This window comes from Enterobacter cloacae complex sp. AR_0002, from assembly GCF_001922365.1.
Classification (GTDB): domain Bacteria; phylum Pseudomonadota; class Gammaproteobacteria; order Enterobacterales; family Enterobacteriaceae; genus Enterobacter; species Enterobacter hormaechei_C.
Genome location: NZ_CP018814.1, coordinates 1,753,959 through 1,773,114, shown reverse-complemented (window position 1 = coordinate 1,773,114; position 19,156 = coordinate 1,753,959). Strand labels below are relative to the sequence as shown.

General features: G+C 54.9%; 24 protein-coding genes. 11 read left to right on the top strand and 13 right to left on the bottom strand.

All coding sequences use genetic code 11. From position 1 onward, the window contains the following. Window positions 1-123 precede the first annotated feature (123 nt). Complete coding sequence (locus AM329_RS08770) at window positions 124-1,050, bottom strand: Kdo(2)-lipid IV(A) acyltransferase (RefSeq protein WP_003858019.1); 927 nt, start codon at window positions 1,048-1,050, stop codon at window positions 124-126. A 218-nt stretch (window positions 1,051-1,268) separates the two neighbouring features. Between AM329_RS08770 and AM329_RS08765 the strand changes: the two genes are divergently transcribed. Beyond that, on the top strand, window positions 1,269-2,318 hold the full coding sequence (locus AM329_RS08765) for a rhodanese-related sulfurtransferase (protein WP_003858018.1): 1,050 nt from the start codon (window positions 1,269-1,271) through the stop codon (window positions 2,316-2,318). A gap of 38 nt (window positions 2,319-2,356) precedes the next feature. Here the strand turns inward: AM329_RS08765 and AM329_RS08760 are convergent, their stop codons facing one another. The 9 genes from AM329_RS08760 to mdtH all read right to left on the bottom strand — a co-directional run bounded on the left by AM329_RS08760 (window position 2,357) and on the right by mdtH (window position 9,014). Continuing rightward, entirely contained in the window at window positions 2,357-2,935 is a 579-nt protein-coding gene (locus AM329_RS08760) for a YceI family protein (RefSeq protein WP_032608996.1), read from the bottom strand. 1 nt (window position 2,936) lies between these two features. After that, window positions 2,937-3,503: a cytochrome b gene (locus tag AM329_RS08755; RefSeq protein ID WP_032608997.1), complete on the bottom strand. Its 567-nt coding sequence runs from the start codon at window positions 3,501-3,503 to the stop codon at window positions 2,937-2,939. A gap of 225 nt (window positions 3,504-3,728) precedes the next feature. Next, entirely contained in the window at window positions 3,729-3,842 is a 114-nt protein-coding gene (locus tag AM329_RS08750; protein ID WP_003858014.1) for a YceO family protein, read from the bottom strand. Between the two features lie 50 nt (window positions 3,843-3,892). Next, window positions 3,893-5,011 (bottom strand): N-methyl-L-tryptophan oxidase, encoded by a 1,119-nt coding sequence (gene solA / locus AM329_RS08745; RefSeq protein WP_023324445.1) that lies wholly within the window; start codon window positions 5,009-5,011, stop codon window positions 3,893-3,895. 112 nt (window positions 5,012-5,123) lie between these two features. Then, window positions 5,124-5,378 carry a biofilm formation regulator BssS gene (gene bssS, locus AM329_RS08740; protein WP_003858012.1) on the bottom strand — a complete coding sequence of 85 codons (255 nt, stop codon included), beginning with the start codon at window positions 5,376-5,378 and terminating at the stop codon, window positions 5,124-5,126. A 273-nt stretch (window positions 5,379-5,651) separates the two neighbouring features. After that, window positions 5,652-5,897 carry a DNA damage-inducible protein I gene (gene dinI / locus AM329_RS08735; RefSeq protein ID WP_003858011.1) on the bottom strand — a complete coding sequence of 82 codons (246 nt, stop codon included), beginning with the start codon at window positions 5,895-5,897 and terminating at the stop codon, window positions 5,652-5,654. Between the two features lie 74 nt (window positions 5,898-5,971). Beyond that, window positions 5,972-7,018 (bottom strand): dihydroorotase, encoded by a 1,047-nt coding sequence (pyrC, locus tag AM329_RS08730; RefSeq protein WP_023315804.1) that lies wholly within the window; start codon window positions 7,016-7,018, stop codon window positions 5,972-5,974. 128 nt (window positions 7,019-7,146) lie between these two features. Further along, complete coding sequence (locus AM329_RS08725) at window positions 7,147-7,707, bottom strand: lipoprotein (protein WP_023305855.1); 561 nt, start codon at window positions 7,705-7,707, stop codon at window positions 7,147-7,149. A gap of 98 nt (window positions 7,708-7,805) precedes the next feature. Further along, window positions 7,806-9,014: a multidrug efflux MFS transporter MdtH gene (gene mdtH / locus AM329_RS08720; RefSeq protein ID WP_003858008.1), complete on the bottom strand. Its 1,209-nt coding sequence runs from the start codon at window positions 9,012-9,014 to the stop codon at window positions 7,806-7,808. Between the two features lie 236 nt (window positions 9,015-9,250). Between mdtH and rimJ the strand changes: the two genes are divergently transcribed. The 4 genes from rimJ to murJ all read left to right on the top strand — a co-directional run bounded on the left by rimJ (window position 9,251) and on the right by murJ (window position 13,086). Next, window positions 9,251-9,835, top strand: coding sequence for a ribosomal protein S5-alanine N-acetyltransferase (rimJ, locus tag AM329_RS08715; protein WP_003858007.1), 585 nt, complete (start codon window positions 9,251-9,253; stop codon window positions 9,833-9,835). A gap of 9 nt (window positions 9,836-9,844) precedes the next feature. Further along, entirely contained in the window at window positions 9,845-10,495 is a 651-nt protein-coding gene (locus tag AM329_RS08710; RefSeq protein ID WP_003858006.1) for a YceH family protein, read from the top strand. 2 nt (window positions 10,496-10,497) lie between these two features. Continuing rightward, the gene (locus AM329_RS08705; protein ID WP_023315806.1) at window positions 10,498-11,421 is read left to right on the top strand and encodes a Gfo/Idh/MocA family protein; all 924 of its coding nucleotides are present in this window, start codon (window positions 10,498-10,500) and stop codon (window positions 11,419-11,421) included. Window positions 11,422-11,550: 129 nt separating this feature from the next. Further along, entirely contained in the window at window positions 11,551-13,086 is a 1,536-nt protein-coding gene (gene murJ, locus AM329_RS08700) for a murein biosynthesis integral membrane protein MurJ (RefSeq protein ID WP_023324447.1), read from the top strand. A gap of 59 nt (window positions 13,087-13,145) precedes the next feature. Here murJ and flgN read toward each other — a convergent pair whose 3' ends face one another. The 3 genes from flgN to flgA form a co-directional block, all read right to left on the bottom strand. Beyond that, a complete protein-coding gene (gene flgN / locus AM329_RS08695) occupies window positions 13,146-13,571 on the bottom strand; it encodes a flagella biosynthesis chaperone FlgN (RefSeq protein ID WP_003858003.1) in 426 nt (141 codons plus the stop codon). Window positions 13,572-13,575: 4 nt separating this feature from the next. Then, window positions 13,576-13,869, bottom strand: coding sequence for a flagellar biosynthesis anti-sigma factor FlgM (gene flgM, locus AM329_RS08690; RefSeq protein ID WP_003858002.1), 294 nt, complete (start codon window positions 13,867-13,869; stop codon window positions 13,576-13,578). A 93-nt stretch (window positions 13,870-13,962) separates the two neighbouring features. Next, window positions 13,963-14,622, bottom strand: coding sequence for a flagellar basal body P-ring formation chaperone FlgA (gene flgA / locus AM329_RS08685; protein WP_032610198.1), 660 nt, complete (start codon window positions 14,620-14,622; stop codon window positions 13,963-13,965). A gap of 157 nt (window positions 14,623-14,779) precedes the next feature. Between flgA and flgB the strand changes: the two genes are divergently transcribed. From flgB to flgG, 6 genes are read left to right on the top strand one after another with little or no spacing between them, the layout of a single operon-like run. Beyond that, window positions 14,780-15,196: a flagellar basal body rod protein FlgB gene (gene flgB / locus AM329_RS08680; protein WP_003857999.1), complete on the top strand. Its 417-nt coding sequence runs from the start codon at window positions 14,780-14,782 to the stop codon at window positions 15,194-15,196. Window positions 15,197-15,199: 3 nt separating this feature from the next. Further along, window positions 15,200-15,604 (top strand): flagellar basal body rod protein FlgC, encoded by a 405-nt coding sequence (gene flgC, locus AM329_RS08675; protein ID WP_003857997.1) that lies wholly within the window; start codon window positions 15,200-15,202, stop codon window positions 15,602-15,604. An 11-nt stretch (window positions 15,605-15,615) separates the two neighbouring features. Next, window positions 15,616-16,326, top strand: coding sequence for a flagellar hook assembly protein FlgD (gene flgD, locus AM329_RS08670; RefSeq protein ID WP_003857994.1), 711 nt, complete (start codon window positions 15,616-15,618; stop codon window positions 16,324-16,326). A 26-nt stretch (window positions 16,327-16,352) separates the two neighbouring features. Further along, window positions 16,353-17,561: a flagellar hook protein FlgE gene (gene flgE / locus AM329_RS08665; RefSeq protein ID WP_003857992.1), complete on the top strand. Its 1,209-nt coding sequence runs from the start codon at window positions 16,353-16,355 to the stop codon at window positions 17,559-17,561. A 20-nt stretch (window positions 17,562-17,581) separates the two neighbouring features. After that, complete coding sequence (locus AM329_RS08660) at window positions 17,582-18,337, top strand: flagellar basal body rod protein FlgF (protein WP_003857990.1); 756 nt, start codon at window positions 17,582-17,584, stop codon at window positions 18,335-18,337. An 11-nt stretch (window positions 18,338-18,348) separates the two neighbouring features. Further along, window positions 18,349-19,131: a flagellar basal-body rod protein FlgG gene (flgG, locus tag AM329_RS08655; protein WP_000625853.1), complete on the top strand. Its 783-nt coding sequence runs from the start codon at window positions 18,349-18,351 to the stop codon at window positions 19,129-19,131. Window positions 19,132-19,156 lie beyond the last annotated feature (25 nt).

Sequence of the window (19,156 nt, the reverse complement as noted above, 5' to 3'; positions counted from 1 at the left end):
GTGCAGGGCACCGTGACCAGTGAGGTAATAAGCCTGCTAATTATGCGCCCGGGGTATGATTGCCGCAATGACGGGGAGCTTTTAAAGCTAAAACAACATGCGGCCCGGAAGGCCGCATGCAGATTAATACCGGGAAGGGACGCCCTGAGGCCGGGTTTTAAAGCGGCGATGCAGCCACATGTACTGCTCCGGGGCGAGCATAATGCATTTCTCGACAACGCCGTTCATCCAGCGGGCGGTGGTTTCCGCATCAATCAGCGGTGGCGCGAGCTCCGGCTCCAGCATGATGAGCTGATAGCCTGAACCGTCTGGTTTACGGCGCGGTACAAACGGCACGATAGCCGCTTTGGACATTCGCGCCAGCATCCAGGTCCCGGTGGTCGTCGCTGCATCTTCCACCGCAAAGAACGGAACAAACACGCTGGATTGCGGGCCATAGTCATGATCCGGGGCGTACCAGACCACTTCACCTGATTTCAGGGCGCGGATCATCCCTTTCAGGTCTTTTCGGTCGATCATGCTTTTATTGGAGCGCATACGTCCGTTGGTCTGGATCAAATCGATCACCGGATTATCGTTAGGACGATAAACGCCAATACCGGGCGCCTGCATGCCGAACATGCGTGCGCCAATTTCGAGCGTCAGAAAATGAACGCCAATCAGCAGGACGCCAGTCTGGTTGGCCTGAAGAGTATGCACTGGCTCCATGCCGGTCCCAGCCACTTCCGTCCAGCGCGCCATGCGCTTATCCGACCAGAACCAGGCCATACCGGTCTCCATCAGCCCCATGCCGACAGATTCGAAGTTTTTAACCACCATGTCGTGGCGCTCAGATTCACTCATCTGAGGAAAGCAAAGCTCAAGGTTGCGATACGCGATCCTGGCGCGACGCTTCATAAACTGCTGAGCAATGCGACCCAGCCCTTTACCCATGCGGAAAATGACGGGATAAGGCAGCTGTACAATTAGCCACAACAAGCCAATGCCTGACCATGTTAACCAATAGCGGGGATGCAAAAGCGCGGCAGTAAATTTCGGTAACTGGGTCATGTCTGTCCTGTGTTCTAACGTCCTGAAAGGCTATTGTCTCATTTTTTAAGGCATAGCCAAAATGTCTGTCATCGAAACATGAAAGAATATGCAAATGTTAAGTCTGATTAATCAGATTGACTGAAATGTAGCGTAAATTGTGTGGATGTAAATTGTCTTTGTTTGCTATATCATGCCGACCGATTTTTATTTCTCAACGATTGCAGGACTTGTACACCATGCCAGTGTTACACAACCGCGTTTCGAATGAGATGTTGAAAGCGCGTATGTTGGCCGAAACCGAACCGCGCACAACGATCTCTTTCTATAAGTATTTCACCATCGACGATCCACAGGCGACCCGCGATGCGCTTTACCAGGCTTTCACCGCCCTGAACGTGTTTGGTCGCGTCTATCTGGCGCGTGAGGGGATTAACGCGCAGATCAGCGTGCCGGAAAGCAAGGTCAGCGCCTTCCGCGATCTCCTTTACGGGTTTGATCCGGCGCTTAACGGCTTACGCCTGAATATTGCGTTGGATGATGACGGTAAATCATTCTGGGTGCTGCGCATGAAGGTGCGCGAGCGTATTGTGGCGGATGGCATTGACGATCCGAGCTTCAATGCTGCTAATGTGGGGGAATACCTGAAGGCCGCTGAAGTGAACGCGATGCTCGACGATCCGGATGCGGTGTTCATCGATATGCGTAACCACTACGAATATGAAGTGGGGCACTTCGAAAATGCGATGGAAATTCCTGCCGACACCTTCCGCGAGCAACTGCCGAAAGCGGTTGAGATGATGCAGGAGCATAAAGACAAAAAGATCGTGATGTACTGTACCGGGGGGATCCGCTGTGAAAAAGCCAGCGCCTGGATGAAGCACAACGGGTTTAATAAAGTCTGGCACATTGAGGGTGGGATTATCGAGTATGCCCGCCGCGCCCGTGAGCAGGGTTTACCGGTGCGTTTTATCGGTAAGAACTTTGTGTTTGATGAGCGTATGGGCGAGCGAATTTCAGAGGACGTGATCGCGCACTGTCACCAGTGCGGAACACCGTGCGATACGCATACCAACTGCAAAAACGACGGGTGTCATCTGCTGTTTATTCAGTGCCCTGCATGCGCCGAGAAGTTTAATGGCTGCTGTAGCGAGCTGTGCAGCGAAGAGAGTATGTTGCCTGAAGAAGAGCAACGTCGTCGCCGTGCCGGACGCGAGAACGGGAATAAGATCTTTAATAAATCCCGGGGCCGACTGAATACCAAACTGGGTATTCCGGACCCGGAGTAAAACACTGCCCGGCGGCTCACAAGCCTGCCGGGCCTGTTTTATGACTTCTGCTGAACGCCTTCCACCGAAATAATCAGCTCTACATCCTGCGATGCCGGGCCTAAATCCGTGGTGATATTAAAATCTTTCAGATGAATTTTGCCTGCGGCTTCAAAGCCAGCACGTTTTCCGCCCCATGGATCGTCACCCTGTCCAATTAATTTGGCATCCAGTGTGACAGGTTTTGTTACGCCGTTCAGCGTGAGAATACCGGTAATAGCGAGTTTATCACCGTCTTTCTTCACCTCTGTCGACGCGAAAGTAGCTTGCGGGAATTTGCCCACGTTCAGGAATTCAGCGCTGCGCAGATGTTTATCACGCTCGGCGTGATTAGTGTCGACGCTGTTGGTATTAATGGTGACGTTCACTTTATCGGCAGCAGGGTTTTTCTCGTCGAAAGTAAATGTGCCATCGAAATCATTGAACGTGCCATATAACCAGCTGTAACCCAGATGCTGAATACGGAAATTGACGAAGGCATGCTGGCCCTCTTTATCAATTTTATAGTCGGCGGCCAGGGCCGAACCGGTAGTAAATAACAGCGAACCTAATGCGATACCCAACAGGCGTTTTTTCATTTTATGCTCCAGAGTCAACTGACGAACGGCCAAGCATGCGCTTCAGCGTATCGTCTTTATCAATAAAGTGGTGTTTCAGGGCCGCAAGGCCATGCAGGACAGACAAGATCACTACGCTCCATGCCAGCCACAAATGAACCACACCTGCGGTGTCAGCCTGTGAACCGGCGTCAGCCAGCGTGGCTGGGACATCAAAAAGCCCAAATACGCTGATCGGTTTGCCGTCTGCGGTCGAAATGAGATAGCCGCTGATCAGAATGGCGAACAGCAGGGCATAGAGTGCGATATGCGCGCCAACAGCGCTTATGCGGGTAAGTCGGCCATGGCTTTTGGGCGCAGGAGGGGGCGGAGAGATAAGTCGCCAGATCACGCGAAAAACCAGACCCATCATCAGCAGAACCCCAATGCTTTTGTGCAATTCGGGGGCCTGATGATACCAACCGTCATAATAGCTTAATGTCACCATCCAGAGGCCGAGACCAAACATGGCATAGACGGCAATTGCAAATAGCCAGTGTAAACACATGGATATTATTCCGTAGCGACGGGAGGAGTTACGCCATTGCATATGAATTTCCGTTCTCAAATGACTGAGCAATAAAAATGGACGGGTTAAATAAATAATGCAACTGAAAAAAATGAATAATGTATTTTATTTAATTTATTTCAGCGAATTTGAATGTGTTTCCGCAATGTATTTCAATCGCTTCGTTCAATAAATTTGAGGCGACGTTTTTTAAAAATATAAGTTAAATAAATTTAAAGGAGTGTCAATAAACGTCAGCGAGAACGTTCAGAAGAATACAATATAGATAACGTCAATGATCGCCAGTAGCGACCAAAGAACAATGTAGAGCATGAAATGCTCGCGGATGTTATTGATAAGGTAATTCACCAGTCTGCGCATCATGCCCCTCTCGCTAAACAGGCCCCGGTTACTCGGAGCCTGAAGAGGTATTATCGATCAAAGCGCGAGAGCGCGAAGGGCTTGAGATCAAACGAAGGCGCTTTCCCCTGAGCAAACTGGGCGGCGATTTCACCTAACACAGAGGCAAATTTAAACCCGTGACCGCTGAGCCCGGTTACGAGCAGGGTGTTGTCGTGCCCCGGCAGGGTGTCGATGATAAAGTCTTCATCCGGGGTGTTGTCGTAGGTGCACGCTGCGCCGTAAAGCAACCCGCCTACGCCCGGCAGGATATTACGCAGGAACGTGAAGGCTTCGGAACCATCCTGCGGATAAGCTCCGTACGGTTTGCGTTCTTCCGCAGAGGAAATTACCTGCCCGCCGTTATGTTTGCCAATCTTGAGCGCGTCTTTTTCCGAGGGGAAACCGTAGAACTGGTCGCCATTGGGTAACTCGCCTGTAAACGCCGGGAATTTGTTCTGGCTGCTGTAACGCCCGTCAGACTGGAACCAGGAGAAGACTTTTCGCACCGGCTGGATGGGCAGGTCCGGCAGCAGTTTCGTCACCCACGTTCCCGCACTCACCAGCAGACGCGTGGCGGTATATTCACCTTCAGAGGTGGTGACGGTTGAACCCTCTGCATGGTGGGTGATGCCCGTGACCGGACAGTTGAACAACTGCGCGCAGCCCGCTTTGGCGGCGAGATCAATCCAGGTCTTAATGGCCGTTTCGCTGTGCAGTACGCCAGAGTTGGCTTCAAACAACCCAATGTAGTCTTCAGGGACAGAAATTTCCGGCCAGCGCGCCATGATGCCGTTCGCATCCAGACGCTCGACGTCCAGGCGGTAGGCTTTCGCGCTCTCCTCGACGGTCGCCAGAAACGTGGAGCTGGCTGGCCCCAGGTTAACGACCCCGGTGCGCTCAAAAATGCGTTCTTCGGTGAGGGCGGCCAGCTCATCCCACAGCGTCTGAGCCCGAAGCACCAGCGGTACATAGCGCTCACCTTCGCCATAAGCGTGACGTATCAGACGGGTATCGCCGTGATGGCTTCCTTCAGAGTGGGGGGGACGATGGGCGTCAATCATCAGCACATTCAGACCCGCCTGCGTGGCGTAATAACCGGCGGCAGATCCTACGGAGCCGCTTCCGATAATGATCAAATCGTATTTCATAGGCTTCTCTTTACTAACGCTTTGTTAGCAGAGTAATTAACTATGTAGGCTTATACAAGAACGAAATAAATAAGGCACCGCGAGGGTGCCTGTTGAGTGAAGAGGCATAAGATTAATGCCGTTTATACTCATTTTCCTGGTAGTCGCCAGATTCTATTTTTGCGATGCCTGCTTCCAAAATAGAGATAAACTGACGGGCGACGTCTGTTGTAAGCCACAGCGTCTGTCCAACTTCCGCTTCATCACGGTTTAGCTGATTTGGGGTCTGGTAGTGCAAACGCAGCATCAGCGCATCGTAGCTGTCTACGGTGCTGATATCCCAGCCAACAAGCGGATGGGTCTGGATCACTTCACTATTCTTTTCCATTATAACCCCCTTAATGCGTGTTAGAAGACAACGACTTTGAGGTTCAATGCATGTTTTTCTGAAAGCAATTTCAGTATATCAATTAATAAGGGTTCAGCAGGAAAAAATAAACGGGTAGCAACACATTTTTCTGCTTTTTAGGATTGTTCGAACAATAAAACGCCATCTTGTTCACGATTTTCTAAGAAGATGCTGAAATATTTTGAACTTTCAGGAGACGAAACGAAAAAAAGCCGGGGCGACCCGGCAAAAAACACAATGAGGGAGCAAATTTTAATCAGTGATGAACCAGTCGTCGGCGCTTTCCCATGTTTCCTGCAAAATTTCGCTGATGCGTTCTTTGTCTTCTTTCGCGCCGCCGATGACGGAAAGATGGTTTGCTGTCGCATAACGTACCGTTACGGCGCCATCGTTTTCAGGAAAAGTGCTGTTAATACGTCGGGATAGTTCACCCGCCAGAGCGTCGAGTGCGCCAGCAGGCAGGACGGTGGATTTGGCAATGGTGACTTCAATACGCATAAATGCCCCCTGTGTAATATACTGTTTATTTATACAGTTATATTATCGGTTTGACAACAGGGGGCGACAGTTTTTTAGCGTTTTACCGTCCAGTTTACGGTTTCACCGGCCAGGAAGGGGATCAGCGTATCGTCGGTGAGCGCAATCGACGCTTCAACCTGGCTTTCTTTGCGCTCCAGCTCAATGAACGTGTCATTGATCGGCAGACCGTAGAAACGCGGGCCGTTAAGGGAGCAGAAGGCTTCGAAATGGTCTAACGCATTCATCTCTTCAAACACGGTTGCGTAACTTGCCAGGGCGGTCGGGGCGTTAAAGCAGCCTGCACAGCCGCAACTCGCCTCTTTACGGTGACGGGCATGCGGGGCGGAATCCGTGCCGAGGAATGCGCGCGGGAAGCCGCTAGCGACCAGCTCACGTAGCGCCTGCTGGTGGATGTTGCGCTTGAGGATCGGCAGACAATACAGATGTGGGCGAACGCCGCCCACCAGCATGTGGTTACGGTTAAACATCAGGTGCTGCGGGGTGATGGTGGCGGCAATCAGCTCGTTTCCATCCCGGACATACTCTGCGGCATCTTTAGTCGTAATGTGTTCAAACACCACTTTCAGCCCCGGAAGACGCTGGCGCAGCGGCTCCATGACCGTTTCGATAAAACGTGCTTCGCGATCGAAAATATCAATGTCAGCGTGGGTCACTTCCCCGTGCACCAGCAGCGGCATGCCCAGTTTTTGCATACGCTCCAGAACGGGCATGATGGCGTCGATACTGGTCACCCCATGGCTGGAGTTGGTGGTGGCATTCGCCGGGTAGAGCTTCGCGGCGGTGAACACACCTTCGTTAAACCCGCGCTCAACCTCATTGGGATCCAGCGAGTCCGTCAGGTAGCAGGTCATCAACGGGGTAAAATCGTGCCCGGCCGGAACGGCGTCAAGGATACGCTGGCGATAGGCAATCGCGGCCTCGACGGTAGTGACTGGCGGAACCAGGTTAGGCATAACAATCGCACGGCCATAAATTTCGCTGGTATACGGCACGACGGTTTTCAGCATGTCGCCATCACGAAGATGGATATGCCAGTCGTCTGGGCGGCGGATTTTGAGAACCTGGGATTGTACAGTCATGGAAGCTCCGGCTTGAAAGAGATCAGTCATAAGATGGCTGTTTTTGCCGGACACAAATCATAAGCGGAAACGTTTTCGTTTGCACACTATTCCGTTAAAAAAAACGGGCGCCTGAGCGCCCGGAGTATTTAGTCGGTGAAAGGGATGATGATTTCACCCGGTTTCACCTCTATCCCTTTGGCATATTTTTTCGCCAGAGATTCACCTTTGCTTTTGTCTTCGCTCAGAACATAGGCAGGTTGTTGGTTAAAGTAGTTCTGCAACGACTGGTTGAGATACGGCATCAGCGTTTGCAGCACCGGTTTCATTTTATCCGGCGTTACAACCGCATCGACGATTTCCATCTCTTGCAGGAAAATTGCCCCTTTCTCTTTATTAAAGACCGGCAGCGCCTTGAGCTTCAGCTTGATATCCGCTTTCTGATTGCCGAAGAGCGAGGTCATATCGAGGCTGGCATCGCCGGAAAGGGTGACTTTGTTAGGCTCCTCGCGACCAATCTGGCTGGCGAGATTCGTCAGGACGATATGCGCATCCGCAAGGCCGGGCACGCCGATATCTTTTGAAAAGTTATTATGTTTTTCCAGCGCCTGATTAATTTCCTGCTCACTGACGGTGTACTGCGTAAGCTGGTTACATCCCACCAGCAGACCACTGACAATTAACGCAGCGGCAATAACGATCTTTTTCATGGCGTTCCTCAACATAAAATCGGCGCATCTGTCCTGATACGCCAGTATGTCAGGGTGATCCTACAGAAACCAGCAGAAAAAACTGATAATGCAAGAGGTCAGGCGCCAGGCTCCAGCATCCCGCGGGTGCTGCGTTTATCACTGAACTGCCACCAGAGGGCAATCAGCGTCATAAAGCCGACCATGCCGAGCATGACCCACGGCAGCTCCGGCTGATGGAGCGCTTTTCCGGCATCAAACAGCCAGCCGCCACCGGTGTAACCCAGCGCGCCGCCAAGCGCCAGCCCGAGACGGCTGAAGCCCATGTAGCTGCCCCGGGCCCGGGCGTCGGCAAGTGACGCGCTCAGCGTTTCACGGGCTGGCTCGGCAATGATTGAGCCAATATAGAAGGTGCAGATCAGCATAAACAGCTGCTGAAGCGAACTTACCAGACCGATGGGCATCATGCTCAGCGTCATCAGCAACAGCCCGGCCATCAGACGGTGCTCAAGCCGGAAACGGCGCTCGCTCCAGCGGGCAATTGGATAGAGCAGAGTCAGTGAGAGGCAGGCCTCTATGGCATACATCCATTTCACCGCCGCTGGCGTGCCGGCAATATCGTTAACCATAATGGGCAGCATCAGCATGACCTGCACGGCGAGCATGTAGTAGCCGGTCAGGGTTAACACATAGGTGACGAAGCGTTTATCGCTCAACACACGGTCAAGCCCTTCCCGCACAGGCGCTTTCACCGTCGACAGCTTCCATGCGGGCAGAAACAGACCGTTAAACAGCGCGCAGAGAATAAACAACACCGCGCCGGTGGCGCAAACCAGGCGGAAATCGTATTGCAGCAGCCAGCTTCCCAGCAGGGCGCCCACCACCGCGCCAGCGCTGTCCTGCATCATCAAAATCGAGAAGAAGCGCCCCCGATGTTGCGGACGGATAAGCTTAACCACCAGCGCGGTACGCGGTGGGTCGAAAAGGGTGCCGCCAATCCCGGAAAGGAAACAGGAGAACCACAGCAGCCAGGGTTCATGAGCGATTGCCATGGTGGCGAATCCCGCCGCACGTAACAGCATGCCGGTGACGATCATCGGTTTCGCGCCGAAGCGGTCAGCTATTGCGCCGCCAAACACGCCCAGACCCTGTTGTACAAACTGGCGTAGACCCAGCGCGATCCCGACCATCAATGCCGCCCAGCCCATTTGATCGACAAAACGAATTGATATAAGCGGAAAAACGACAAAAAAGCCGAGCACGACCAGCATGTTATCGACGAGCAGGAAATATTTACCCAGGCTCCTGGCCTGTGATACGCGGGACATTTTCCCTCCAGGGAAAATAAAAGGTGAGCACGCTAACATTCTGCGGTGTCGCCGCGCTTTTTCCCATACCCGCTGGCGACAATATTTTTTTATCAAAAAGGTGCTTTGATAGAGAGTTCTCATCGAAAAATGTGAAAAGCGATCAAAATGGTATGTCACTGTTTTCACAGAAGGCGCAGGCACAGGTATAGTAAAGCTAACAGGCAGAGCAGAAGCGACGGGAAGGAGTGGTAACGATGTTTGGCTATCGCAGTAATGTGCCAAAAGTGCGTCTGACGACGGACAGGCTGGTCGTTCGTCTGGTGCATGAGCGTGATGCCTGGCGTCTGGCGGATTATTACGCCGAGAATCGCCAGTTTTTAAAACCCTGGGAACCCGTTCGGGACGAGAGCCACTGCTACCCCTCTGGCTGGCAGGCGCGCCTCAGTATGATTGCGGAATTTCATAAACAGGGAAGTGCGTTTTATTTCGCGCTTCTCGATCCGGAAGAGAAAGAGATCGTTGGCATTGCCAATTTTTCAAACGTGGTACGCGGGTCGTTTCACGCCTGCTATCTCGGGTATTCCATCGGCCAGAAATGGCAGGGACAGGGGCTCATGTTTGAGGCGCTGACGGCGGCGATTCGCTACATGCAGCGCACGCAACATATCCATCGCATTATGGCTAACTACATGCCGCACAATAAGCGCAGCGGCGATCTGCTGGCCCGCCTGGGGTTTGAGAAAGAAGGCTATGCCAAAGATTATCTGCTGATTGACGGCGAGTGGCGGGACCATGTGCTCACCGCGCTCACCACGCAGGAGTGGACCGCGGGTCGTTAAGGAGAAAAGATGAAATATCAGTTAAATGGCGCCGAAGCGCGCGTGATCGGCTGCCTTCTGGAAAAGCAGGTCACCACGCCGGAACAGTATCCTCTGTCCGTGAATGCCGTCACGATGGCCTGCAACCAGAAGACGAACCGTGAGCCGGTGATGAACCTTGGCGAGCACGAGGTGCAGGATATCCTTGATGAGCTGGTGAAGCGCCACTACCTGCGCACCGTCAGCGGCTTCGGTAACCGCGTCACTAAATATGAACAGCGCTTTTGTAATTCTGAATTTGGCGATTTAAAACTCAGCGCTGCGGAAGTGGCCGTTATCACCACGTTGCTGCTGCGCGGGGCGCAGACGCCGGGGGAACTGCGCACACGCGCTTCCCGCATGCATGAGTTTCAGGATATGCAGGACGTTGAACAGACGCTGGAGGGATTAGCCTCACGCGAGGACGGTCCCTACGTGGTGCGTCTGCCCCGCGAACCGGGCAAGCGTGAAAGCCGCTACATGCACCTGTTTAGCGGCGACGTGGAGCCCTCTGCGCTGGCCGTCGTATCCGACACGCCAGCATCAAACGAAAGCCTGACCGCGCGCGTGGCAGCCCTGGAAGACGAGGTTGCCGGGCTGAAGCAGCGTCTGGATGCGTTACTCGCACATCTGGGAGATTAATCGTGACAACATTACGCATTGGTGTTGTGGGGCTGGGAGGGATTGCGCAAAAAGCCTGGCTGCCCGTTTTAGGCGCCGCGTCAGACTGGACGCTGCAAGGGGCGTGGTCGCCCACCCGCGAGAAAGCAGAGCGCATCTGCAAAACCTGGCGCATCCCTTATGCCGGTTCGCTACAGGATTTAGCCCGTGAATGTGATGCGGTATTTGTGCATACCTCAACCGCGACGCACTACCAGGTGGTGAGCGAGTTGCTGAATGCAGGCGTTCACGTCTGCGTGGATAAACCCCTGGCGGAAAATGTACAGGATGCTGAGCGACTGATTGAGCTGGCCGCGCGTAAAAAGCTGACGCTGATGGTCGGCTTCAACCGCCGTTTTGCGCCGCTCTATCAGCAGCTTAAAGCGCAGTCCGGCTCGTTCGCCTCTCTGCGTATGGATAAGCACCGTACCGACAGCGTGGGGCCGAACGATCTGCGCTTCACGCTGCTGGATGATTATCTCCACGTCGTGGATACGGCCCTGTGGCTGAGTAACGGAAAAGCCCAGCTGCAAAGCGGCACGCTGTTGACCAGCGAGCAGGGTGAGATGGTTTACGCCGAACATCATTTTGCCGTTGAGCATTTGCAGGTGACGACCAGCATGCATCGTCGGGCGGGCAGCCAGCGCGAGTCCGTGCAGGCCGTTACGGATGGCGCGCTGTATGACGTCACCGATATGCGAGAGTGGCGGGAAGAGAAGGGCAATGGCGTGGTTGCGTTACCCGTTCCCGGCTGGCAGAGCACCCTGGAACAGCGTGGCTTTGTGGGCTGCGCGCGTCACTTCATCACCTGCGTGCAGAATCAGACGGTTCCTGAAACGTCCGGGGAGCAGGCCATTCTGGCGCAGCGCATCGTGGAACGACTCTGGCGCGAAGCCATGTCGGAATAACTCGCTGTAACATCTGCCGATAGTAATTCGTTGAAATCCGGTTAGACTAAGCGCCGCTTGTTGGCTTTGCCGGGTGGCGCTTTCGCTTATCCGTCCTGGAAATCCGTAGGGTTTTGGAACTTCACGTTAATGAACTTATTAAAATCGCTGGCGGCCGTCAGCTCGATGACCATGTTTTCCCGCGTGCTAGGCTTTGCGCGCGATGCCATTGTGGCAAGGGTTTTTGGCGCAGGGATGGCGACTGACGCCTTTTTCGTTGCGTTCAAGCTGCCGAACCTGCTGCGCCGTATTTTTGCCGAAGGGGCTTTCTCACAGGCATTTGTCCCGATCCTTGCGGAATATAAAAGCAAGCAGGGCGAAGATGCCACCCGCGTCTTTGTGGCTTACGTTTCCGGTTTACTGACGCTGGCGCTGGCGATCGTGACCGTCCTGGGCATGCTGGCAGCGCCCTGGGTAATCATGGTAACGGCACCGGGCTTTGCCGACACGGCGGATAAATTTGCCCTGACGACGCAACTGCTGCGGATAACCTTCCCCTATATTCTGCTGATTTCGCTGGCGTCGCTGGTGGGTGCCATCCTGAATACCTGGAACCGCTTCTCCGTGCCGGCCTTTGCCCCCACGTTCCTTAATGTCAGCATGATTGGCTTTGCGCTGTTCGCCGCGCCGCATTTTAACCCACCGGTGCTGGCGCTGGCCTGGGCCGTGACCGTCGGCGGGGTGTTACAGCTTGCTTACCAGCTTCCGCACCTGAAAAAGATCGGCATGCTGGTTCTGCCGCGCATTAGTTTCAAAGATGCGGGCGCAATGCGCGTTATTAAACAGATGGGACCGGCGATACTCGGCGTGTCCGTCAGCCAGATCTCGCTGATCATCAATACCATCTTCGCCTCTTTCCTGGTGTCGGGCTCGGTGTCCTGGATGTACTACGCCGATCGTCTGATGGAGTTTCCATCAGGGGTGCTGGGCGTGGCGCTGGGGACTATTCTGCTGCCGTCGCTGTCGAAAAGTTTCGCCAGCGGCAACCACGATGAATACTGCCGCCTGATGGACTGGGGACTGCGTCTCTGTTTTCTGCTGGCATTGCCAAGCGCGGTGGCGCTGGGGATCCTGGCAAAACCGCTGACGGTGTCGTTGTTCCAGTATGGAAAATTCACCGCCTTTGATGCCGCCATGACCCAGCGTGCACTGGTAGCCTACTCGGTGGGGCTGATGGGGCTGATCGTCGTGAAGGTGCTTGCGCCCGGTTTCTATTCACGTCAGGACATCAAAACGCCGGTTAAGATTGCCATTGTGACGCTGATTATGACGCAGCTGATGAACCTCGCGTTTATTGGACCGCTGAAACACGCGGGGCTGTCATTGTCGATTGGTCTGGCGGCCTGTCTGAACGCCGGGCTGCTGTACTGGCAGCTGCGCAAGCAGGATATCTTCACACCGCAGCCGGGCTGGGCAAGCTTCCTGCTGCGTCTGGCGATCGCGGTAGTGGTGATGGCGGCTGCGCTGGTTGGCATGTTGTATGTCATGCCTGAATGGGCGCAGGGCACCATGCCTTACCGCCTGATGCGTCTGATGGCCGTGGTGGCGGTCGGGGTGGTGGCGTACTTTGCCACGCTGGCGGTGCTTGGCTTCAAGGTGAAAGAATTCGCCCGCCGCACGGTATAAACGTCAAAAGGGGAGTTCACCAGAAGGTGCTCCCCGCTTCATGACGTGCCGCTACTGCGTCAAATCGAAATCTTTTTCCCGCCCGTGATACGTGCCGTGGCCGTCTGACCATCCGCACCGTACAGCCCCGGCTCTTTATAGGGCTTTAACACCTCAAGCGCCTGCTGATTACGGATAATCTGACCTTCCAGCAGCCAGCCGTTATGCTGGTTGAGATCGCGAAGATGCTGGGTTTTTTCTGTAATGGTCTGCCAGCGTTCGTTGATCTCATCATTGGCGCTGCGTTTCGCGTCTTGCTCAGCGCGTCGCTGTTTTTCCAGATAATCCAGGGTCGCCAGCAGCGAGCTTTTATCTTCAGTTATGCGTTGCAACGCGCTGCCGTTGATTTGACCAGAAGAGAGGTGGTGCTGTTCGGCATCCATCACCGTTTTCAGGTCGTTCAGGACCACCGTCATTTGATCCAGTATTTCTGACAGTCGACTCATACGGTTAGTTACTCTGGAGGAAACTCTGTGCGTCCTGAATCAGCGCATCAGCGATTTTGCTGGTATCCATTTTCAGTTCGCCGTTACGGATAGCCGTTTTCAGCGCTTCAACACGTTCCATGTTGATATCGCTGCTGCCTGGCTGCATCAGCTTCGACTGCGCATCGCTCAGCGTGACGCTGGTGCTGTTAGCCGTCGACGTTTTTTCCAGACGCGTTTTTTGCGGGGCAGCCTCATTCGTTTCGCGAGGTTGTACAGTGCTAACCGGCTTCAGGGCTGATGTACGATCAATGCTCATAGTGTTGTCCTCATCGAGGGTTCGCGGCGTTTGCGCCTGACATCATCATTTGTTGAATATTTATCGGCAGTCGCCGCGAAATCTTTAAAAAGATTACAGGTTAATCAGAATATTCCCATCAGGACCGACCGTGCCGCTGACCACCTGGCCTGAGGACATTCTGACCCGGGCATTTTGCGCCACTGCGGCATTATTCAGCGCTTTTCCTTCGCTGTTGATACTAAAGCCTTCGCCATTGGCGACCACCATCACCTGTTGTCCCGCTTTCACCCGCCATGCCTGGCGCAGCATGGATAGCTGTATCGCCTGTCCAGGGGCGACATCGCGCAGGCTGACCGCCTCCTGAGCCTGGTTAATGTCCAGCATCGTCCGCGGTGGAAGCTGATCCAGACGGCCTCGCTTCAGCGTTACGCTGTCAGGTTGCAGCAGGCTGCCTCGCGGAATCGGAACGGCGGCGACAACATAATTGCCCGTCGCCTGTACCGCAACCTGTAAATACCGTTTTTCATTGGCGCAACGCGCCAGCACGTTCACGTTACCCCATAACTTTGTGCTGCCGGTCACGCTAAATGACGGGGCTTCGCAGGAAGGGTAAAGGTTAGGCGGGGTGCGCACGGTCACGCGTACGTCATCGCTGAAACCGGCCAGCTTCTGCGCAAAGAATGCATTGAGCTGGTCCTCTAACCCCTCCGCCTGCAACAGAGGGCTCAAAAGCAACAGGGTCGCCGCCAGGCCACGTTTAAAAGTCCGCATCGCACGTTCCACCATGTCCAGAATTAAGCAAATTCTACCCGCAGTGGTTTTCCATCAACGCAACAAATAGCGACGCATTTTGCGCTTATTCCGTCGATAAGGGAGACGCCTTGAGATTTAAGCTGTGAACTGAAATTTTCTCATCAGCGGAGGAGACATGCTCGATAAACTCGACGCCGCGTTACGTTTTCAGCAGGAAGCGCTCAATTTACGCGCCCAGCGGCAGGAGATTTTAGCCGCCAATATCGCCAACGCGGATACCCCCGGGTATCAGGCGCGCGATATTGATTTTTCCAGTGAACTCAAAAAAGTGATGGAGCGTGGACGTGCCGAAGGAACGGGTGTCTCACTGGCCCTGACATCCTCACGTCATATTCCCGCTCAGGCGATGACCGCACCAACGACCGACCTGCTTTACCGTATTCCCGATCAGCCCTCGCTTGATGGTAACACCGTCGACATGGACCGGGAGCGCACACAGTTTGCCGATAACAGCCTGCAATACCAGACAGGCCTGACGCTACTCGGCGGGCAAATTAAAGGCATGATGACCGTCCTACAGGGGGGCAATTAGTAAATGGCCTTGCTGAATATTTTTGATATCGCCGGTTCGGCATTAACGGCGCAGTCTAAACGACTGAACGTGGCCGCCAGTAACCTGGCCAACGCCGACAGCGTGACCGGCCCTGACGGGCAACCGTATCGCGCTAAACAGGTTGTCTTCCAGGTTGATGCTGCACCGGGTGCGGCAACGGGCGGCGTAAAAGTGGCGGACGTGGTTGAGAGCCAGGCACCCGACAAGCTGGTTTACGAGCCAGGCAACCCGCTCGCGGATGCCAGCGGCTACGTGAAAATGCCGAACGTGGATGTGGTCGGGGAGATGGTGAACTCCATGTCCGCGTCGCGCAGCTACCAGGCAAACGTCGAAGTGCTTAATACCGTGAAGAGCATGATGCTCAAAACACTCACTCTCGGCCAGTAAAGGAGACACGCATGTCCATCGCCGTAAACGTGAATGACCCGACAAATACCGGCGTCAATAGCACCAGCAGTGCGACCGGTTCCAGCTCTCTCACCGGGAGCAATGCCTCCGATTTACAGAGCAGCTTCCTGACCCTGCTGGTGGCGCAGCTGAAAAATCAGGACCCGACCAATCCGATGCAGAACAACGAACTGACCACGCAGCTTGCGCAGATCAGTACCGTCAGCGGCATTGAGAAACTGAACACCACGCTCGGCTCGGTCTCCGGTCAAATCGATAATAGCCAGTCCTTGCAGGCCGCCAACCTGATCGGGCACGGGGTGATGATCCCGGGGACCACGATTCTGGCGGGCACCAGCACCACCGATGGCACGTCCACCACCACCACGACGCCGTTTGGCGTTGAGTTGCAGCAGCCGGCCGACAAAGTCACCGCCACAATCAAAGACGCCAGCGGCAACGTGGTGCGCACGATTGAGATTGGCGAGCTTAAAGCGGGCGTTCATACCTTTACCTGGGATGGCAGCCTGACCGACGGCACTAAAGCGCCTAACGGCTCGTATCAGGTTGCGATTAGCGCCAGCAACGGCACCACTCAGCTGGTGGCTCAGCCGCTACAGTTTGCCCTGGTTCAGGGCGTCATCAAAGGTAGCGATGGTAACAAACTGGATTTGGGTACCTCCGGTACCACCACACTCGACGAAGTTCGGCAGATTATCTAAGCCTTCATACTTATCAGGAGTAAGTCATGGCCTTTTCTCAAGCGGTCAGCGGCCTGAATGCTGCGGCCACCAACCTGGACGTCATTGGCAACAACATCGCCAACTCCGCGACCTATGGTTTTAAATCCGGTTCTGCGTCTTTTGCAGATATGTTTGCAGGCTCTAAAGTGGGCCTGGGCGTGAAGGTGGCGGGTATCACCCAGGACTTCACCGACGGGACGACCACCAACACCGGTCGCGGTCTGGACGTCGCCATCAGCCAGAACGGTTTCTTCCGTATGGTGGATGCCAACGGTTCCGTATTCTACAGCCGCAACGGCCAGTTCAAGCTGGATGAAAACCGTAACCTGGTGAACATGCAGGGGCTTCAGTTAACCGGTTATCCGGTTGCCGGCACGCCACCTACGGTGCAAACCGGTGCGAATCCGCAGGCTATCTCCATCCCAACGACGCTGATGGCGGCGAAGTCCACCACCACGGCCTCTCAGCAGATCAACCTGAACTCCACCGATACCGCACCAACCGTCGCCTTCGACCCGGCCAACCCTGACTCTTACAACAAGAAAGGCACCGTGACGGTGTTTGACAGCCAGGGTAATGCGCACAACATGAACCTGTTCTATGTCAAAAACGCGACGCCAGCTAACTCCTGGAAGGTGTATTCCCAGGACGGCAGCGTAGCAGGAGATGCCGCGAAACTGGCAACCACGCTGACCTTTAACGCGAGCGGCGTGCTGACGGGTGGCGATGATATCAAGATCACAACGGGCACCGTTCCGGGCGCGACGCCAGCCACGTTTGACATGAGTTTCGCCAACTCCATGCAACAGAATACCGGTGCGAACAACATCGTGGCGACGAGCCAGAACGGTTATAAGCCGGGCGATCTGGTGAGCTACCAGATCAACGATGACGGTACCGTTGTCGGTAACTATTCGAACGAACAGACCCAGGTGCTGGGCCAGATCGTGCTGGCAAACTTCGCCAACAACGAAGGCCTGAAATCCGAAGGGGACAACGTCTGGTCTGCCACGCAGTCTTCCGGTGTTGCCCTGCTGGGTACTGCGGGTTCCGGTAACTTCGGCACGCTGACCAACGGCGCGCTGGAAGCCTCTAACGTCGATCTGAGTAAAGAGCTGGTGAACATGATCGTCGCGCAACGTAACTACCAGTCCAACGCGCAGACCATCAAAACCCAGGATCAGATCCTTAACACGCTGGTTAACCTGCGTTAAGCAGCTGACGGGAAAGCGCAATGGATCACGCAATATATACAGCGATGGGCGCAGCAAGCCAGACGCTCAATCAGCAGGCTGTTACCGCCAGCAACCTGGCGAACGCCTCCACGCCAGGTTTTCGTGCGCAGCTCAACGCGCTGCGTGCGGTGCCGGTAGAAGGGCTGTCATTGCCCACGCGTACGCTGGTCACCGCTTCCACGCCGGGCGCCGACATGACGCCAGGCCAGATGGATTACACCGCGCGTCCGCTGGACGTTGCCCTTCAGCAGGACGGCTGGCTGGCGGTGCAAACGGCTGACGGCGGGGAAGGGTATACCCGCAACGGTAATATCCAGGTGAGCGCCACCGGGCAGCTGACGATTCAGGGGCATCCGGTGATGGGCGAAGCCGGTCCGTTGACGGTGCCGGAAGGGTCAGAGCTGACCATTGCGGCAGACGGGACGATTTCGGCGTTAAATCCGGGCGACCCGGCTAACACCGTTGCGCCTGTCGGTCGTCTGAAGCTGGTGAAAGCGGAAGGCAACGAAGTGCAGCGTGGCGATGACGGGATGTTCCGTCTGACCCAGGCGGCGCAGGCCACGCGTGGCGCCACGTTACAGGCCGACCCGACCATCCGCGTGATGTCCGGCGTGCTGGAAGGCAGTAACGTCAAACCGGTAGAAGCCATGACCGACATGATCGCCAGCGCCCGCCGCTTCGAAATGCAGATGAAAATTATCAGCAGCGTCGATGAAAACGCAGGCAAGGCTAACCAACTTCTGGCTATGAGTTAACAGGACTCCCTATGATCAGTTCTTTATGGATCGCGAAAACCGGTCTGGACGCACAGCAAACCAATATGGATGTGATTGCCAACAACCTGGCAAACGTCAGCACCAATGGTTTCAAGCGCCAGCGTGCGGTTTTCGAAGATTTGCTTTATCAAACGATTCGTCAGCCAGGGGCGCAGTCTTCTGAGCAAACCACGCTGCCGTCCGGTCTGCAAATTGGTACCGGCGTGCGCCCGGTTGCCACCGAGCGTCTGCACAGCCAGGGCAACCTGTCCCAGACCAACAACAGTAAAGACGTTGCCATCAAAGGTCAGGGTTTCTTCCAGGTGCAGCTGCCTGACGGGACCTCCGCCTATACCCGCGATGGTTCGTTCCAGGTGGATCAGAATGGTCAGCTGGTGACAGCGGGCGGCTTCCAGGTTCAACCTGCGATCACCATCCCGGCGAACGCGCTGAGTATCACCATTGGTCGTGACGGTATCGTCAGCGTCACTCAGCAAGGTCAGGCCGCGCCGGTCCAGGTTGGACAGCTCAATCTGACGACCTTCATGAACGATACCGGGCTGGAAAGCATCGGTGAGAACCTCTACACCGAAACGCAGTCTTCCGGCACGCCAAATGAAAGTACCCCGGGCCTGAACGGGGCGGGGCTGCTGTATCAGGGGTATGTGGAAACCTCGAACGTTAACGTGGCGGAAGAGCTGGTGAATATGATCCAGGTCCAGCGCGCCTATGAAATTAACAGTAAAGCAGTGTCGACGACCGACCAGATGCTGCAAAAACTGACGCAACTCTAAGGTGTAGCCCGGTGCGGTAAACGTC

What these genes read in the sequence shown, in the direction of transcription:
- AM329_RS08770 (WP_003858019.1), bottom strand. Translation starts at nt 1,050, where the DNA reads ATGACCCAGTTACCGAAATTTACTGCCGCGCTTTTGCATCCCCGCTAT.
- AM329_RS08765 (WP_003858018.1), top strand. Translation starts at nt 1,269, where the DNA reads ATGCCAGTGTTACACAACCGCGTTTCGAATGAGATGTTGAAAGCGCGT.
- AM329_RS08760 (WP_032608996.1), bottom strand. Translation starts at nt 2,935, where the DNA reads ATGAAAAAACGCCTGTTGGGTATCGCATTAGGTTCGCTGTTATTTACT.
- AM329_RS08755 (WP_032608997.1), bottom strand. Translation starts at nt 3,503, where the DNA reads ATGCAATGGCGTAACTCCTCCCGTCGCTACGGAATAATATCCATGTGT.
- AM329_RS08750 (WP_003858014.1), bottom strand. Translation starts at nt 3,842, where the DNA reads ATGCGCAGACTGGTGAATTACCTTATCAATAACATCCGCGAGCATTTC.
- solA (WP_023324445.1), bottom strand. Translation starts at nt 5,011, where the DNA reads ATGAAATACGATTTGATCATTATCGGAAGCGGCTCCGTAGGATCTGCC.
- bssS (WP_003858012.1), bottom strand. Translation starts at nt 5,378, where the DNA reads ATGGAAAAGAATAGTGAAGTGATCCAGACCCATCCGCTTGTTGGCTGG.
- dinI (WP_003858011.1), bottom strand. Translation starts at nt 5,897, where the DNA reads ATGCGTATTGAAGTCACCATTGCCAAATCCACCGTCCTGCCTGCTGGC.
- pyrC (WP_023315804.1), bottom strand. Translation starts at nt 7,018, where the DNA reads ATGACTGTACAATCCCAGGTTCTCAAAATCCGCCGCCCAGACGACTGG.
- AM329_RS08725 (WP_023305855.1), bottom strand. Translation starts at nt 7,707, where the DNA reads ATGAAAAAGATCGTTATTGCCGCTGCGTTAATTGTCAGTGGTCTGCTG.
- mdtH (WP_003858008.1), bottom strand. Translation starts at nt 9,014, where the DNA reads ATGTCCCGCGTATCACAGGCCAGGAGCCTGGGTAAATATTTCCTGCTC.
- rimJ (WP_003858007.1), top strand. Translation starts at nt 9,251, where the DNA reads ATGTTTGGCTATCGCAGTAATGTGCCAAAAGTGCGTCTGACGACGGAC.
- AM329_RS08710 (WP_003858006.1), top strand. Translation starts at nt 9,845, where the DNA reads ATGAAATATCAGTTAAATGGCGCCGAAGCGCGCGTGATCGGCTGCCTT.
- murJ (WP_023324447.1), top strand. Translation starts at nt 11,551, where the DNA reads ATGAACTTATTAAAATCGCTGGCGGCCGTCAGCTCGATGACCATGTTT.
- flgN (WP_003858003.1), bottom strand. Translation starts at nt 13,571, where the DNA reads ATGAGTCGACTGTCAGAAATACTGGATCAAATGACGGTGGTCCTGAAC.
- flgM (WP_003858002.1), bottom strand. Translation starts at nt 13,869, where the DNA reads ATGAGCATTGATCGTACATCAGCCCTGAAGCCGGTTAGCACTGTACAA.
- flgA (WP_032610198.1), bottom strand. Translation starts at nt 14,622, where the DNA reads ATGCGGACTTTTAAACGTGGCCTGGCGGCGACCCTGTTGCTTTTGAGC.
- flgB (WP_003857999.1), top strand. Translation starts at nt 14,780, where the DNA reads ATGCTCGATAAACTCGACGCCGCGTTACGTTTTCAGCAGGAAGCGCTC.
- flgC (WP_003857997.1), top strand. Translation starts at nt 15,200, where the DNA reads ATGGCCTTGCTGAATATTTTTGATATCGCCGGTTCGGCATTAACGGCG.
- flgD (WP_003857994.1), top strand. Translation starts at nt 15,616, where the DNA reads ATGTCCATCGCCGTAAACGTGAATGACCCGACAAATACCGGCGTCAAT.
- flgE (WP_003857992.1), top strand. Translation starts at nt 16,353, where the DNA reads ATGGCCTTTTCTCAAGCGGTCAGCGGCCTGAATGCTGCGGCCACCAAC.
- AM329_RS08660 (WP_003857990.1), top strand. Translation starts at nt 17,582, where the DNA reads ATGGATCACGCAATATATACAGCGATGGGCGCAGCAAGCCAGACGCTC.
- flgG (WP_000625853.1), top strand. Translation starts at nt 18,349, where the DNA reads ATGATCAGTTCTTTATGGATCGCGAAAACCGGTCTGGACGCACAGCAA.